Below are 14002 nucleotides of genomic sequence, written 5' to 3'. Positions count from 1 at the left end.
ACGCATCCACCGACCGTCTGATCACCACCTACCGGCACATGGCGGCGGGGACGTAGACCGTGCCGGCACCGAAACTGCTCGAACTACCCCCACCCGTCGCCGCGTCGTGGCAGTGGCAGATCCACGGCGCGTGCCGGGACGCCGACGGCGCGCTGTTCTTCCATCCGGACAACGAGCGCGGTCAGGCACGGGAGAACCGCGTGGCGGCGGCGAAGGATGTCTGCGCCCGGTGCCCGGTCCGCGCGCGATGCCTGCGCTATGCGCTCGAATCCGGTGAGCGTTACGGTATCTGGGGTGGGCTGACCGAGGAGGAACGCGCACAGGCGAGAAGAGCCCGGCGGGGCCGGAGGAGCCGGTGACGCCCGCGGTCGCGACCCGCAGTCCCGGTCAGAGGCCGGCGACGACGCGTCCGATGACGCGCGCGGCGTCTCCGAAGGCTGCGGGATTCGGTCCTGCGAAGTTGAGCCGAAGGTACTGACCCGTGGGTTCTGCGGGGAACCATTCGTCGCCTGCTGCGACGAGAACTCCCGCAGCCTCGCAGTCGCGTGCGACCGCTCGTGCGTCGATGCCGTCCGGGAGCCGTCCCCACAGGTTGAGGCCTCCCGGCGGTAGGCCGTCGAGATGCACGTCGGGAGCATGTTCACGAAGTTCGCGCGCGAGGAGGTTGCGTCGCGACTCGAGTTCGCGGCGGACCGCTCGCAGGTGGGTCTGCCAGGCGGGCTGGGTGACGACGTCGAGAGCGACGGTCTGGAGTACCCCGCTCACATAGACGGATTCGGCCTGTACGTCGGCAAGGATGCGTTCGCGAGCGGGGCCGCGCGCAATGATCGCCGCGACCCGCACGGAGGGCGCCACGCTCTTCGTCAGCGACCGCACGTAGACGACGTGCCCGGAGTCGTCGCGCGCGAACAACGGGACTGCTTCCGTGGAGATCCCGAAGTCGTGGGCCCAGTCGTCTTCGATGACGAACGCTCCCGCGCCGCGCACGATGTCGAGGACCCGCTCGCCGATCGACGACGACCATTGCGCCCCGGTGGGATTCGCGAAGTTCGGTTGCGCGTAGAAGGCGCGCGCCCGGGTCCGGTCGAACGCGCGGGCCAATTCGTCGGGATCGGGTCCGTGGGGGCCGCTCGAGACGGGTACGAGGTGCACGCCCGCCTTGGTGGCTGCGAGGATCGCTCCCCAATAGGTCGGTGACTCCACCACGAGGGGATTACCGGCTCCGACGAGTGCGCGGAAGATCGAACCGAGGCCGCTCTGGCTGCCGGGCGTGATGATCACGTCGCCGGCCGACGGTGGTGCGGTGCGCGCATTCGTCGCTTCCGTCAGTTCCGTGGCGAACCACGCCTGCAATTCGGGATGTCCCGCGGCAGATGTCCGTCCGACTGCGGCGTCACTGCGGGAGGCGCGCGAATATGATCCTCGGACAAGACGTTCGGGAAGCAGAGTGCGGTCGGGGTAACCGGAGTGGAGCGCAACGACATCGTTGGGCACCGTGCGCAGCGCAGCGGATGCCCGGAGGATCGGTGGTGCAGTTCCGAGTGCTTCCGTCTGCCAGCTGTGGTCGATCGTGTTCGACGTGCGGATCTGCCGTACGAAAGTGCCCACACCGGAGCGGCTTTCCACGAGTCCACGGGCCTGGAGCGTTCTGAGCGCCTTCTGCACGGTGACGGGGCCGACACCGTACTGCGCGACGAGGGATCTCGTCGAGGGGAGCCGGGTGCCGGGCGCGGCAGAGGAGATCCATCGGGTCAGTTCCGCGACCAGGCGTGAACTGCTACTGTTCGACATGAGAGCACAGAGTAGCGCTATCGCCCCGGATTCGACGGTGCTATCGCCCGGCAGTCGCGGGCTCGCCTGGGGTCTTCTGGGGGTTGCAGGATTCTCGCTCACGGTGCCGCTCACCCGCATCGCCGTCGAGAACGGAGCGATGTCTCCGCTGTTCGTCGGTGCCGGTCGTGCGGTCGTGGCGGCAGTCCTCGCCGCCGCCGCGCTGGCACTCACGAGGCAACGGCTCCCACGTGGACGTCACTGGGGCAGGATCGCCGTGGTCGCGGGAGGGGTGGTCGTCGGATTTCCGATGCTCACGTCCTACGCGCTGACCACCGCGCAGGCCGGTCACAGTGCCATGGTCATCGCGATTCTCCCCGCAGCGACGGCGGTGGTCGCGGTGCTGCGCGCACGTGAACGTCCTCCGGTGCGATTCTGGGTGGCCGCGGCTGCCGGCTCGGTCGCCGTGATCGTCTTCACGAGCGCCGGCAACGGTGGTGTCGGTGGGTTCGGGGGCGCCGACCTGTTGTTGCTCGGCGCGGTGGCGACCGCTGCCGTCGGTTACGCGGAGGGTGGTCTGCTTGCACGGGAAATCGGTGCCTGGCAGACGATTTCCTGGGCGTTGATCGTCGCGTCGCCACTCATGGTGCTTCTGGCCGCGCTCTCGCTCGCCGAGGGCCCACCGCACGGGAGCGCTGCTCAGTGGGCATCGTTCGTGTATCTCGGGATCGTCAGCATGTTCCTCGGGTTCTTCGCGTGGTACCGCGGCCTGGCGATCGGGCCGATCTCCCGGGTCGGACAGGTTCAGCTGACCCAACCGGTCATGACGATCTGCTGGGCAGCATTGCTGGTGGGTGAGTCGCCGACCTGGGAGGTCGTTGCGGGCGGTGCCGTGGTCGTGATGTGTGCCGGCACCGCCGTCCGTGTCCGCCGAACCTGAGGGACCGGTTCGGGTCAGTCCTTGTCGAGGAAGAAGTCCCATCGCGGGTTGTCGCCCCCGCCGTAGCGCGACAGATCCGTCACCCCGGACTCGGCCAGGACGTCGGCGTCGACGAAGCACTGCCCGGTGGTCTCCTTCGCCGGACGCGAGAGGATCTCGACCGCGGCATCGGCCATGATCTCGGGGCTGCGCGATGCTGCGATCAGCGCCTCACCGTCGGGAGTGTTGGCCACGGCGGAGGTCGCGATGTAGGTCTCGGGCCACAGGCAGTTCGCGGCGACACCCGAGTCGGCGTATTCGGCCGCGAAACCCAGCGTGAGCAGCGACATTCCGTACTTCGACAGCGTGTACGAGGGGTGCACCCCGAGCCAATACGGGTTCATGTTGACCGGTGGCGCGATGGTGAGGATGTGCGGATCGGAGGATTTCCGCAGATGGGGCAGCGCCGCCTTGGTGAGCAGGAAGGTGCCGCGGCAGTTGATCTCCTGCATGAGGTCGTACTTCTTCACCGAGAGGGATTCGGTGGGTTCGGTGGCGATGGCGCTCGCGTTGTTGACACAGATGTCGATGCCACCGAAGTGCTGCACCGCCGTGTCGACTGCCCGCTGGACATCGTCCTCCTTCCGGACGTCGCCCACCACCGCGACGGCTTTGCCGCCGGCGGCCTCGATGTCGGCGACGGCGGTGTGGACCGTCCCTTTCAGCTTCGGGTGAGGCTCGGCCGTCTTGGCCAGGAGTACCACGTTCGCGCCCTGACGGGCGGCGGCGACCGCGATGGCCAGTCCGATACCGCGGCTCGCGCCGGAGATGACCATGGTGCGGTCGCTGAGGGCATTCTGGCTCGACATCGTTCTCCCTGGTCGACTTCGGGTATCCAGCTCTGTTCTCGCCAATGATATTGGCATTCTCTTTTTCTGCAAGTAATGTATCCGGCGTGAACGACTTCGCAGAAACCTCGTCGGGAATCCCGCTCGAGCCTGTCTACGGGCCGGGCGACCGTGCTACCGAACCGCCGGCGCCGGGAAGCTTCCCCTTCACGCGCGGGAACTTCCCCAACGGCTACCGGGGCCGGTTGTGGACGTTTCGTCAGTACTCCGGGTTCGGTACTGCGGAGGAGTCCAACCGCCGCTACCGCTACCTGCTCGAGCAGGGCGGCACCGGATTGTCGGTCGCGCTGGATCTGCCGACCCAGTGCGGCTACGACTCCGACGACCCCGAGGTCGGCGAGGAGGTGGGTCGCGTCGGCGTCGCCGTCGACACACTCGCCGACGCGGAAGTGCTGTTCGACGGCATCCCGCTCGACAAGATCAGCACGAGCTTCACCATCAACGGCACCGCCGCGATCCTGCTGGCCTTCTACGTCGCCGCCGCCGAGAAGAAGGGGGTGCCGCGTGAGAAGCTCACCGGCACCATCCAGAACGACATCCTCAAGGAGTACGCCTCCCGCGGCACGTGGATCTGGCCGCCCGAGCCGTCGCTCCGTCTCATCGCCGACACCATCGAGTTCTGCGCCGCGGAAGTACCGCGCTTCAACGCCATCTCCGTGGCGGGAGCCCACTTCCGCGATGCCGGCGCGAACGCGGTGCAGGAGATGGCGTTCACTCTCGCCGACGGTGTCACCTACTGCGACACGGTGGTCGAACGCGGGCGGATGACCATCGACCAGTTCGCCCCGCAGATCTCGTTCTTCTTCTACACCCACGGCGACTTCTTCGAGGAGATCGCCAAATATCGTGCCGGACGCCGCCGTTGGGCGACGATCGTGCGCGAACGTTACGGCGCCACCACCGACAAGGCATCGATGTTCCGCTTCGGGTGTGTCGCAGGTGGCGCGTCACTGTATGCACCGCAGGCACAGAACAACCTCGTGCGCGTCGCCTACGAGTCCATGGCGTCGGTGCTCGGCGGCGTCCAGTCGATGTTCACCGCGGCCTGGGACGAACCGTTCGCCCTGCCCAGTGAGGAATCGGCGACCCTCGCGCTGCGCACGCAGCAGATCCTCGCCTACGAGACCGGCGTGACCAGGGTCGCCGATCCCCTCGGTGGTTCGTACTTCGTCGAGGCACTGACCGACGCCACCGAAGAACGCATCGTCGAGATCATGGCCGATCTCGAAGAGCACGGTGGCATGGTCCGTGCGATCGAGGACGGCTACCTGCAGGGCCTCATCGCCGACGAGGCGTACAAGATCCACCAGGAGATCGAGAACGGCGACCGGCCGGTGGTCGGTGTCAACAAGTTCGTCTCCGACGAACCGCAACCCGAGATCTCCACCTACGAACTCGACGCCGAAGGCCGCGAGATGCAGCTGAAGCGACTCGCGAAGGTCAAGGCCGAACGCGACCCCGACGCGGTGCGCACCACACTCGCGGCCCTGTCCCGCGCAGCGGAAGGAACCGACAACCTCATGCATGCCCTGATCGATTGCGCCAACGCGTATTGCACCGTGGGAGAGATGGTCTCCACGCTGAAGAACGTGTGGGGCGAGTTCCAGCAGCCGGTGGTGTTCTGATGACCGCCCGCATCCTCGTCGCCAAGCCCGGACTCGACGGACACGATCGCGGAGCCAAGATCGTCGCGCGTGCGCTGCGCGACGCCGGTTTCGAGGTCGTCTACACCGGAATCCGTCAGAAGGTCGAGGACATCGTCTCGATCGCCGTGCAGGAGGACGTCGCGGTGGTCGGTCTGAGCATCCTGTCGGGTGCCCACGTCGCACTCACCACCAAGGTCGTCGAGGGCCTGCGCGCGGCGGACGCCGGCGACATCGATGTCATCGTCGGCGGAACGATCCCTCAGGGGGACGTGCCGAAACTCCTCGATGCCGGTGCCGCGGCGGTGTTCCCCACGAGTACACCGCTGGACGTACTCGTCAGTGAGATCCGCAAGCTCACCGGGACGTCCGAGGCGTCCTGAGCCCGGTACACACCCACATCATCGAGTTCGGGAACCTGGAGGAATCGTGCGTATCGGAGTGATGGTCGGCCCGGAGCAGGGCGACACCAACCGCAAGGTCGACCGCATGCTGAAGGACGTGGAGTGGGCCGAATCGGCCGATCTCGACACCGTGTGGGTGCCGCAGATCCCCACCGACTTCGACGCATTGACGGCGGTCGCCCTCATGGGGACGCGAACGTCCCGGATCGAGATCGGCACCGCTGTGGTGCCTCTGCAGGCGCAACACCCGGTTCATCTGGTGCGGCAGTCGCTGTCGACCCACGCCGCACTCGGTGGCCGCCTCGCGCTCGGGGTCGGACCGTCGCACCACTGGATCGTGCAGGACATGCTCGGTCTGCCCTACGAGAAGCCCGCGAAGTACACCCGCGACTATCTCGAGGTCCTCGCCGCTGCGCGCGACCTCCCGGGCTCGATCGATGTCGAGAACGACACCTTCACCGTCCACAATCCCCTCGACATCGCACCGGTCGCTCCCATGCCGGTGCTCGTCGCGGCGCTCGGACCCGTCATGCTGAAGATCGCGGGTGAACTCGCCGACGGCACCGTGCTGTGGATGGCCGACGAACGTGCCATCGCCGAGCACATCGCCCCGCGCATCACCGAGGCCGCCGAGAAGGCGGGCAGGCCGAAGCCGCGGATCGTCGCCGGCGTGCCGGTCTGCCTGTGTGCCCCGTCGGAGGTCGACGTCGCCCGCGAGCGCGCCAATCGCATCCTCGCCGAGGCGGAGATCTCGCCCAACTACCAGCGACTCCTCGAACACGGCCAGGCGAAGGACATCGGCGACATGGCCATCGTCGGCGACGAGGACGCCATCCTCGCCGGCTTCCGGCGCTACGAGGCGGCCGGGGTCACCGACCTGTCGATGCGGCTGCTTCCGATCGGCGACACCCGCGACGAACTGGTCGCGTCGAAGTACCGCACGCGCGAGGTCGTCGCCGAACTCGTCAAGGAACTGCGGTGACGGCAGGCCCGCTCGCGGGGATCAGGATTCTCGAGGTCGGTCACATCCTCGCAGGTCCGTACGCGACGATGCTGCTGGCCGACCTCGGGGCCGAGGTGACGAAGATCGAACCGCCCACCGGGGATCTCTCCCGCCAGGTGAGTGACGCGTATTTCGCGAGCCTCAACCGCGGCAAGCGCAGCATCTGCCTCGACCTGACCACCGGCGACGGCATGCGCCGCCTCGGTGAGCTGGCCTCCGAGTCCCACGCGCTGCTGGTCAATCTCAAGCCGTCGGCCATCCGGAAGTTCGGCCTGACCTACGACGCTCTGCGGAGGTGGAACGACACGATCGTCTGCGTCGCGATCACCGGCTACGGGCTCGACGGTGGCGACGATCCGGCCTTCGACTACGTGATCCAGGCGCTGACCGGCGTCGCGTCACTGACCGGCGACCCGGACGGGCCGCCGACTCTGCCCGGCTATTCGGCGGCCGACAACTCCACGGGAATGACCGCAGCGCTCGGTCTGCTCGCGCAGATCGTGTCCGGTCGTGGGGGTCAGGTCGACGTGTCTCTGCGCGACGTCATGTTGTCCCAGCTGAACTACCGTGCCTCGGCCTATCTCAACGAGGGCACCGAGCCCCGCCGGATGCCGAACGGCGCCCACTCGTATTATGTTCCAGCGCAGTTGTTTCCGACCGCGGAGGGTACGCTGGCGCTGTTCGTCACGCACGACGGTTTCTGGCGGACCTTCGCCGGAGAGGCCGGAATCGACGGCTTCGCCACGATGGCCGAACGTGCTCGGCGACGCGACGAGGTGCTCGCCGTGGTCACCGACGCGCTCTCGCGCGACACGGCGGCCGGCTGGGAAGCACGCCTCCGTTCGCGCGGTGTTCCCGCGGCCGCGGTGCGGTCGCTGCCCGCCGCTCTCGAGGCGACGCCCGAGATGGTCGTCACCGCCGGTGATTTCAGGCTCGTGGGCAGTCCGATCCGGGTTCAGGGTTACGAACCGCGGTACGGGCCGCCGCCGAAGCTGGGGGAGCACACCGAGGAATCGGTGCCTACGCGCTGACGATCTCGGAGCGGCGACGGAATACCGCCGGTGCCACTGCGAGGAGGCCGACCGTGCCCGCCACGGCGAAGGCCGCCGCGGCGGAGGTTGCGCCCAGCAGTGCTCCGAACACGAGCGAGCCGGCTGCCTGCCCCACGGCCAGGGCGATGAACAACGCCACCGTGCCCTCGGCGGCGCGGTCGGGTAGTGAGCGCACGGCCCACACGATGAGCACTCCGCTCATCGCGATGTAGCCGGCGCCGAACACGGCGACGGAGGTGTATGCGACGACCGGTGAGCCGGGCATCAGGCCCAGGGTGAGGGTGGCCACGGACATCGCGGCCGTGGTCAGTGTCCACGCGACCCGCAGGCTCCAGGTCTGCACGATCCGGCCCGCCGTCGCGCCCAGCACACCGAAGCCACCCAGGACCATCCACGCGAGAACGGAATAGGTCTCCCCACCCGCGGAGTCGGTCATCACGGAGCGGCCGAACGTCCAGATCGCCGCGCTCGAAGCGCCGGCCAGCGCCGCGGCGAGGAGGGGCCGGGCCAGTGGTGTCAGCTCGCCGAACCGCAGGAGGGTTCGGCGAGCCGGATGTCGCGCGCGATCGGATCGCCTGTCGGCGCGGAGGGTGGCGAGAGCCGCCGCGGCGGTGATGGTCGCGATGGCCACCCAGCCCGCACGCCACTGGCCCGCGGTCAGGAACACGAGGGCCCCGGCCGCGACGAGACCCACGCCGGTGCCCGAATTGACGATCGTCTGTGCGTTCTCCTGCCGCTCCGCGGTGACGTTGCGTTCGACGAGTCTCACCAGTCCGGGCGTGGCGAAGCCCGCGCCGGCTCCGGCCACGATCATGCTCAGGGCGAAGACCACCGTGTGGGTCGACGCCGCGACGCCCAGCGCCCCGATGCCCGCCGTCGCTCCCGCCCACGCCACGACGAGTCGCGGGCGACCGCTCGCCGACGAGGCGGCGACGGCTGCGAGGCAGTAGGAGAGGAAGCTGCCGGCCTGAATGGCGCCCGCAACCGTCGGACTCAGTCCGAACGAGTCGGTGAACTGGGGCAGGAACAGTCCGTAGCCGAATCGCGCCAACCCGTACGTCGCCGCGATCAGGGCTGTGCCGCCGATGACCAGCATGTGCATCTCGTCCCCCGACCGATCGACATTCAGAACGATCGTTACTCTACTCCGCAACGATCGTTTCTGGTAGAACCAGCGTTACAGTGTGGACATGTCGACGCTCCGCCGATCTCCCGCCCGCGCTCGTCTGCTCCGGGCTGCGGAGGGGCTCCTCTTCGATCGCGGCATCCGGGCCACACCCGTCGACGAACTGCTGCGTCACGCCGAAGCCTCCGCCGCATCCCTCTACACGCATTTCGGCAGCAAGGAAGCGTTGGTGGCCGAGGCGCTCAGGATCCGCCTCGAGGACTGGCGCACGGTCTGGGACCGGCACATCGTCGAGGCCGACGACGACACCGGACGTTTGTTGGCCCTGTTCGAGGCGCTCGATTCCTACCGTGGTGACGCGGATCCACCTGCGCGCTGGTGTGCTTTCCTGGCCACGACGACGGAATTCCCCGAGGCCGCCGGCGAGATCGGCGAGGTGCTGGCAGCGGAGAGCGACCTGCTCGCCGACCGTCTCCTGCGCTTCTCGACGCCCCTGGCGGGAGCGAGGGCGCAGGATCTCGCCGACGAAGTCCTCACCGCCTACGACGGAACTCTCGCGGCCTTCCTGCGCGGCCGGCCCGAATCCCCCATCGAGGTCGGGCGCAGACTGGCGGTCGCGGCGATCCGGACGCACACGGCCTGAACCCGTCCGTCTCCGGGGGCGCCGACGCTGTTCGTACGGTCCTGCTATTCGTAACGGACCTTGATGTCCTCGCTGTCCGGCACGCCCTGGCAGGTGAGGATGTACCCGTCGGCGATCTCCTCGTCGGACAGCGCGTCGTTGACGCGCATCGTCGCGCTGCCGTGGGTGATCTTGGCGATGCAGGTCGCGCAATTGCCGGCCTCACACGAGAAGGGCGGTGCCAGTCCTGCGCGACGCGCACTTTCGAGCAGGGTCTCCCCGGCGTGCCGGGGAACCGAGACTCGCTGGTTGCCGAGGCGGATCGACACGGTGCCCGTGATCTCGCCGCTCGCCGCGGCCTCCTGTACGTCTTCCAGTGTGATGATGGGTTCGGCCGCGCTGCCGAAGCGTTCGCTGTAGACGCTGCCCGGCCCCGGGAGCGCGGACTCGACCATGTCCATGAAGGCTTCCGGTCCGCACAGATAGCTGTCGGCGCTGCCGTCGGCGCCGACGAACTCGCGCACCGCCTCGGGGGTGAGCAGTCCGCTCTCGTCGTCGAAATGCCGTACGACCTCGAGTCGGCCCGCGTACCGCGCGACGAGTTCGTCCGTCAGATTCGCGAAGATCGCCGACGCGCGATCGCGGTCGGCGATCAGCAGTCGCACCGGCCGATCGGTCGAGGCCAGTGCACTCTTGGCGAGTGACAGGATCGGCGTGATGCCGCTTCCGCCGGCGAAACCGAGTACCGGGCCGACGGCCTCTCGGAGGAGGAAGGTGCCGGCGGGCCGGGTGATCTCGACCTCGTCGCCCTCGGCGATGTTGTCGTGCAGCCAGGTCGAGACCGCGCCGCCGGTGACCCGCTTGACGGTGGTCATCATTTCGGTGTCGGTCTCGGGCGCACTCGACATCGAGTACGAGCGGTACAGATCGGTGCCGTCGACGTTCACGCGGAAGGTGCAGAACTGCCCGGGCTTGTAGGTGAAGGGCCCGTCGTGGGGGGTGAGCACATAGGTACGGGCGTCGTCGGTCTCCTTCACGATCCGGGTCACGGTCGCGCGCTGAAACAAAGGTGGTCTCGCCATGGACCGTCTCCTCCTGGTATCAATGTTCTGCAAGAACGAGAGTACTATTCTCATTCAGGAGAGCAAGACCTCTCGACCGGTATTGCTGCGACGCGAGAGAGCACCATGACAGATCCCGCCGTGCTGGCCTTCGACGACCGCGAGTACACCCTCGCGGAACTCGATGCGCTCACCTGCGGGCTCGCATGCAGGCTGGCCGAACTCGGAGTCGCCTCCGGCGACCGCGTGGCGCTCATGTCGTCGAATCGGCCGGAGTTCGTCACGGCCTACCGGGCGGTGACGGCGCTCGGCGCCGTCGTGGTCCTGCTGAGCCCCGCCTGGAAGCGCGCCGAAGTCGACCACGCGCTGCGTCTGACCGAACCCGCCTTCGCTGTGGGAGACAGCCCTGTCCTCGCCGCCGCGATGCCCATGCTCGACCTCGACGATCCCGTCGAACCGCGTCGACGCCGCTTCGGCGCGACCTCCGTGGATCCCGACGCCGATGCTCTGCTGGTGTTCAGCTCCGGCACCACAGGGCTGCCCAAGGCCGTGCGGCACACGCGTTCGTCGTTCGCCGCGGCGGTCGCGCACTGGCGCCGGGCGCTCGAACTGACCGCCGACGACCGAATGCAGATCGTCACTCCGCCCTCACACATCCTCGGGTTGCTCAACATCGCCACGGTGCTCGACACCGGCGGATGGATGCGGCTGCACCGGCGGTTCGACCTCGACGACATGCTGAGATGCATCGAACGCGACCGGATCACCGTCGAGATGGCCGTCGCGCCGATCGCGCTCGCGATCGCCTCGCATCCGCGCCTCGAATCGTTCGATCTGTCGTCCTTGCGGTACATCATGTGGGGGGCCACGCCCGTCACCGAGAGCGTCGCGGAGACGGTCACCCGCCGCACCGGGGTGCCCTGGATGCCCGCCTACGGGGCGAGCGAGGTGCCCGTCATCGCCTGCAATCCCGTCGACGGGGCCCGCCTCGACAGCGTCGGCCGCGCCGCTCCCGGCGTCGAACTGCGGGTCGTCGCACTCGGTACCGACCGTGAGATCCCGGTCGGGGAGACCGGCGAGATCCAGGTGCGCTCGGACTCGGCCATGGCCGGATATCTCCCCGACGAGGCGACCGCCGCGGCGTTCGCCGGTGACTGGTACCGCACCGGCGACGTCGGATCGATCGACGCCGAAGGGTGGCTCCGGATCACCGACCGGGCCAAGGACATGATCAAGGTCAACGGATTCCAGGTCGCGCCGGCCGAGGTCGAAGCCGTACTGCACGGCCATCCGGATGTCGTCGACTGCGCCGTCTTCGGAACGAAGGACGACGCAGCGGGGGAGAGGGTGGTCGCGGCGATCGCCACCACCTCGCCACTCGACCCCGACGACATCTCCACCTATGTGGCCGAACGACTCGCGTCGTACAAGCGACCGACACGCGTGATCTTCGTGCCCGACATTCCCCGCCTGCCGTCCGGCAAGGTCTTGCGCCGACAACTCGAGGAGCGCCATGGACGTACGTCTGACCATTGAACAACAGCAGTTGCGCGACGCCGCCGCCAAACTTGCCGACGACCAGGGCGCTCGCTCGGTCGCGGATCTGGACGACGCGGCCCGCCGGGCACGGCTCGAGAAGACCGTCGCCGCGACCGGTTGGCGTTCGCTGCGCTCCGACGGAGCGTCGGGTGTCGAAGTAGCCATCGTCGCAGAGGAATTCGGACGCGGCCTCGTCGACGTCCCGTTCTCGGGCCCGGTGCTCGCCGACGACCTGCACCGGCACTTCTCCGACGACCAGCCGACGCGTGCCATCGCGGTCGCGGGTGATGCTTTCGATGCGTGCGGACTTGACCGCGTCGTGGTGATCCGGGATCGCACGGTGTCGGTCGCGGCAGTCGGGGAACCGGCACCGGGCGCGGACCTGACCCGCTCCTTCGCGAGGTTCGCCGAACCGGACGAGACACTCGGAGAACTCTCCACCGAGAGCGCCGAACGCGCCTACGCGCTGGCGCTGGTCGTCACGTGCGCCGATCTCGTCGGCGTGTCCCGCGGTGCCCAGGCGGTCGCCGTCGATTACGCGAAGCTTCGTGAGCAGTACGGCAACTCGATCGGGTCGTATCAGGCGGTCGCCCACATGCTGGCGGAGAGCGAAGCACTCATCGAAGGTTCGATCAGTGTGCTCCGGCACGCCGCCTGGGCCGTCGACGAACTGACGCCGGAGGAAGCGATCCGTGCCGCGCGCATCGCCAAGATCTACACCGCGCGCGCCGCGCGTACCGTCTGCGAGACCGCCGTTCAGGTGCACGGCGGAATCGGCAATACCTGGGAGTGCATCGAGCACGTGTACCTGCGGCGGGCATTGACGTCCACCGAACTGTTCCCCGTGAGCCTGGAGGAGATCGACCTTGGACTTTCGTGACTCGCCGGAAGAAGCAGCATTCCGCACCCGGCTGCGGACCTGGCTCGCAGACCAGGCCGGGAAGTTCCCCACCTCGGGTGACGAATACTGGGCGCGGCAGGGCGAATGGCATCAGGCGCTCTACAGCGCGGGATTCTTCGGGTTGTCGTGGCCGAAGAAGTACGGCGGGCAGGATCTCCCACCCGTCTACGACGTGATCCTCGACGAGGAACTCGCCATCGCCGGCTGCCCGCCGCGGCCGAGCCTGGGATATCTCGTGGTCGGCCTCGGCCACCATGCCGGTGACGAACTGTGCGAACGGTTCCTGCCCGGCATGATCGACGGCACCGAACGGTGGTGCCAGGGATTCAGCGAACCCGGCGCCGGCTCCGACCTCGCGTCGCTCACCACCACCGCGACCCGCGACGGCGACGAGTACGTCATCCACGGCCACAAGGTCTGGACGAGTTATTCCGACGTCGCAGACTGGTGCCTGCTGCTCGCCCGCACCGATCCGGATGCTCCGCGGCATCGCGGTATCTCGGCGTTCGTCGTCTCGATGCACCAGGACGGCATCGAGCAGCGACCGCTGAAGATGATCAGCGGTGTCACCAAGGAATTCGGTCAAGTTCTGTTCGACGGTGCCCGAGTGCCGGCGAGCCGCATGGTCGGGGCTCCCGGAGAAGGGTGGCGGGTCGCGATGACCGTCGTCGGTCACGAGCGCGAACCGTCCACCCTCGGATTCGCCGCTCGCTACGGCAAACTCGTGCGCCAGCTCGCCGCTCGCGTCGAGGGCACTCCGCCGCAGGACCTGGCGTGGGCCGCGGTGCAATCGGAGATGCTGAGGCTGCACGTGCGCCGGCGGCTGTCCGAACAACTCGACGGGGTGTCGCACGGTTCGGAGGGCTCGCTCGACAAGCTGCTCATGACCTGGGTCGACCAGTCGGTCGGACATGCGGCCCTGGCAGTGGCCGGCAGCCGCGACGAGGAACTGCTCGGCTCCTACATGTACAGCCGCGCGCAGTCCGTCATGGGCGGCACCTCGCAGATCCAGAAGAACATCATCGCCTCGCGCATCCTCGGATTGGGGGTCTGA

General features: G+C 68.0%; 14 protein-coding genes. 10 read left to right on the top strand and 4 right to left on the bottom strand.

The window, feature by feature from the left end; all coding sequences use genetic code 11:
- Positions 1-59: 59 nt before the first annotated feature.
- Positions 60-359: a WhiB family transcriptional regulator gene (locus MOM01_RS09270; RefSeq protein WP_241385103.1), complete on the top strand. Its 300-nt coding sequence runs from the start codon at positions 60-62 to the stop codon at positions 357-359.
- A gap of 28 nt (positions 360-387) precedes the next feature.
- On the opposite strand, the gene MOM01_RS09265 is transcribed toward MOM01_RS09270, so the two are convergent.
- Positions 388-1791 (bottom strand): aminotransferase-like domain-containing protein, encoded by a 1404-nt coding sequence (locus MOM01_RS09265; protein ID WP_241385102.1) that lies wholly within the window; start codon positions 1789-1791, stop codon positions 388-390.
- Between MOM01_RS09265 and MOM01_RS09260 the strand changes: the two genes are divergently transcribed.
- Positions 1790-2710 (top strand): DMT family transporter, encoded by a 921-nt coding sequence (locus MOM01_RS09260; RefSeq protein ID WP_241385101.1) that lies wholly within the window; start codon positions 1790-1792, stop codon positions 2708-2710. The genes MOM01_RS09265 and MOM01_RS09260 overlap by 2 nt on opposite strands.
- 14 nt (positions 2711-2724) lie before the next feature.
- Here the strand turns inward: MOM01_RS09260 and MOM01_RS09255 are convergent, their stop codons facing one another.
- Positions 2725-3558, bottom strand: coding sequence for an SDR family oxidoreductase (locus tag MOM01_RS09255; protein ID WP_241385100.1), 834 nt, complete (start codon positions 3556-3558; stop codon positions 2725-2727).
- An 86-nt stretch (positions 3559-3644) separates the two neighbouring features.
- Between MOM01_RS09255 and MOM01_RS09250 the strand changes: the two genes are divergently transcribed.
- Genes MOM01_RS09250 through MOM01_RS09235 form a run of 4 tightly spaced genes read left to right on the top strand, consistent with a single transcriptional unit; the run spans position 3645 to position 7678 of the window.
- A complete protein-coding gene (locus MOM01_RS09250; RefSeq protein WP_241385099.1) occupies positions 3645-5222 on the top strand; it encodes a methylmalonyl-CoA mutase family protein in 1578 nt (525 codons plus the stop codon).
- Positions 5222-5623, top strand: coding sequence for a cobalamin B12-binding domain-containing protein (locus tag MOM01_RS09245; RefSeq protein WP_241385098.1), 402 nt, complete (start codon positions 5222-5224; stop codon positions 5621-5623). Before MOM01_RS09250 ends, MOM01_RS09245 begins: the two co-directional genes overlap by 1 nt.
- Before the next feature lie 46 nt (positions 5624-5669).
- Positions 5670-6626 (top strand): LLM class F420-dependent oxidoreductase, encoded by a 957-nt coding sequence (locus MOM01_RS09240; RefSeq protein WP_241385097.1) that lies wholly within the window; start codon positions 5670-5672, stop codon positions 6624-6626.
- Positions 6623-7678 carry a CaiB/BaiF CoA transferase family protein gene (locus MOM01_RS09235; RefSeq protein WP_241385096.1) on the top strand — a complete coding sequence of 352 codons (1056 nt, stop codon included), beginning with the start codon at positions 6623-6625 and terminating at the stop codon, positions 7676-7678. Before MOM01_RS09240 ends, MOM01_RS09235 begins: the two co-directional genes overlap by 4 nt.
- On the opposite strand, the gene MOM01_RS09230 is transcribed toward MOM01_RS09235, so the two are convergent.
- A complete protein-coding gene (locus tag MOM01_RS09230; protein WP_241385095.1) occupies positions 7668-8795 on the bottom strand; it encodes an MFS transporter in 1128 nt (375 codons plus the stop codon). The genes MOM01_RS09235 and MOM01_RS09230 overlap by 11 nt on opposite strands.
- A 94-nt stretch (positions 8796-8889) precedes the next feature.
- On the opposite strand from MOM01_RS09230, the gene MOM01_RS09225 reads away from it, so the two are divergent.
- Positions 8890-9468: a TetR/AcrR family transcriptional regulator gene (locus MOM01_RS09225; RefSeq protein ID WP_241385094.1), complete on the top strand. Its 579-nt coding sequence runs from the start codon at positions 8890-8892 to the stop codon at positions 9466-9468.
- 44 nt (positions 9469-9512) lie between these two features.
- Here MOM01_RS09225 and MOM01_RS09220 read toward each other — a convergent pair whose 3' ends face one another.
- Positions 9513-10529: a ferredoxin--NADP reductase gene (locus MOM01_RS09220; RefSeq protein WP_241385093.1), complete on the bottom strand. Its 1017-nt coding sequence runs from the start codon at positions 10527-10529 to the stop codon at positions 9513-9515.
- A 105-nt stretch (positions 10530-10634) separates the two neighbouring features.
- On the opposite strand from MOM01_RS09220, the gene MOM01_RS09215 reads away from it, so the two are divergent.
- The 3 genes from MOM01_RS09215 to MOM01_RS09205 are packed head-to-tail and all read left to right on the top strand — an operon-like array spanning position 10635 to position 14002.
- On the top strand, positions 10635-12044 hold the full coding sequence (locus MOM01_RS09215; RefSeq protein ID WP_241385092.1) for a class I adenylate-forming enzyme family protein: 1410 nt from the start codon (positions 10635-10637) through the stop codon (positions 12042-12044).
- Complete coding sequence (locus tag MOM01_RS09210) at positions 12022-12927, top strand: acyl-CoA dehydrogenase (RefSeq protein WP_241385091.1); 906 nt, start codon at positions 12022-12024, stop codon at positions 12925-12927. The genes MOM01_RS09215 and MOM01_RS09210 overlap by 23 nt, the downstream gene beginning before the upstream one ends.
- Entirely contained in the window at positions 12914-14002 is a 1089-nt protein-coding gene (locus MOM01_RS09205) for an acyl-CoA dehydrogenase family protein (protein WP_241385090.1), read from the top strand. Before MOM01_RS09210 ends, MOM01_RS09205 begins: the two co-directional genes overlap by 14 nt.

The organism is Rhodococcus sp. CH91, from assembly GCF_022554085.1.
Lineage (GTDB): Bacteria > Actinomycetota > Actinomycetes > Mycobacteriales > Mycobacteriaceae > Rhodococcus.
The sequence above is the reverse complement of the archived record's forward strand: the minus strand, read 5'-3'. Positions and strand labels throughout refer to the sequence as shown.

Coding starts and splice junctions, on each gene's coding strand:
- MOM01_RS09260 (WP_241385101.1), top strand. CDS start 1,790: ATGAGAGCACAGAGTAGCGCTATCGCCCCGGATTCGACGGTGCTATCG.
- MOM01_RS09265 (WP_241385102.1), bottom strand. CDS start 1,791: ATGTCGAACAGTAGCAGTTCACGCCTGGTCGCGGAACTGACCCGATGG.
- MOM01_RS09255 (WP_241385100.1), bottom strand. CDS start 3,558: ATGTCGAGCCAGAATGCCCTCAGCGACCGCACCATGGTCATCTCCGGC.
- MOM01_RS09245 (WP_241385098.1), top strand. CDS start 5,222: ATGACCGCCCGCATCCTCGTCGCCAAGCCCGGACTCGACGGACACGAT.
- MOM01_RS09230 (WP_241385095.1), bottom strand. CDS start 8,795: ATGCTGGTCATCGGCGGCACAGCCCTGATCGCGGCGACGTACGGGTTG.
- MOM01_RS09225 (WP_241385094.1), top strand. CDS start 8,890: ATGTCGACGCTCCGCCGATCTCCCGCCCGCGCTCGTCTGCTCCGGGCT.
- MOM01_RS09220 (WP_241385093.1), bottom strand. CDS start 10,529: ATGGCGAGACCACCTTTGTTTCAGCGCGCGACCGTGACCCGGATCGTG.
- MOM01_RS09215 (WP_241385092.1), top strand. CDS start 10,635: ATGACAGATCCCGCCGTGCTGGCCTTCGACGACCGCGAGTACACCCTC.
- MOM01_RS09210 (WP_241385091.1), top strand. CDS start 12,022: ATGGACGTACGTCTGACCATTGAACAACAGCAGTTGCGCGACGCCGCC.